Raw genomic sequence first — 813 nt, forward strand, 5'->3', positions numbered from 1 at the left:
TTCGTCCCTGCTCGACCCGTCAGTCTCACAGTCAAGCTCCCTTGTGCACTTACACTCAACACCTGATTACCAACCAGGCTGAGGGAACCTTTGGGCGCCTCCGTTACTCTTTAGGAGGCAACCGCCCCAGTTAAACTACCCATCAGACACTGTCCCTGATCCGGATCACGGACCCAGGTTAGACATCCAGCACGACCAGAGTGGTATTTCAACGACGACTCCCCCGATACTGGCGTACCGGGTTCAAAGTCTCCCACCTATCCTACACAAGCCGAACCGAACACCAATATCAAACTGTAGTAAAGGTCCCGGGGTCTTTCCGTCCTGCTGCGCGAAACGAGCATCTTTACTCGTAGTGCAATTTCACCGGGCCTATGGTTGAGACAGTCGAGAAGTCGTTACGCCATTCGTGCAGGTCGGAACTTACCCGACAAGGAATTTCGCTACCTTAGGATGGTTATAGTTACCACCGCCGTTTACTGGCGCTTAAGTTCTCAGCTTCGCACACCCGAAAGTGCACTAACCGGTCCCCTTAACGTTCCAGCACCGGGCAGGCGTCAGTCCGTATACATCGCCTTACGGCTTCGCACGGACCTGTGTTTTTAGTAAACAGTCGCTTCTCGCTGGTCTCTGCGGCCACCCCCAGCTCTGGCAGCAAGTGCCGTCACCGGTGATGGCCCCCCTTCTCCCGAAGTTACGGGGGCATTTTGCCGAGTTCCTTAACCATAGTTCACCCGAACGCCTCGGTATTCTCTACCTGACCACCTGAGTCGGTTTAGGGTACGGGCCGCCATGAAACTCGCTAGAGGCTTT

At 55.0% G+C, this 813-nt stretch carries 1 rRNA gene; it reads right to left on the reverse strand.

Annotation, left to right across the window (positions count from 1 at the left end):
* Positions 1–813 (reverse strand): 23S ribosomal RNA (locus IEY91_RS41450); the annotation flags it as partial.

Source organism: Streptomyces lasiicapitis (assembly GCF_014646335.1).
Classification (GTDB): domain Bacteria; phylum Actinomycetota; class Actinomycetes; order Streptomycetales; family Streptomycetaceae; genus Streptomyces; species Streptomyces lasiicapitis.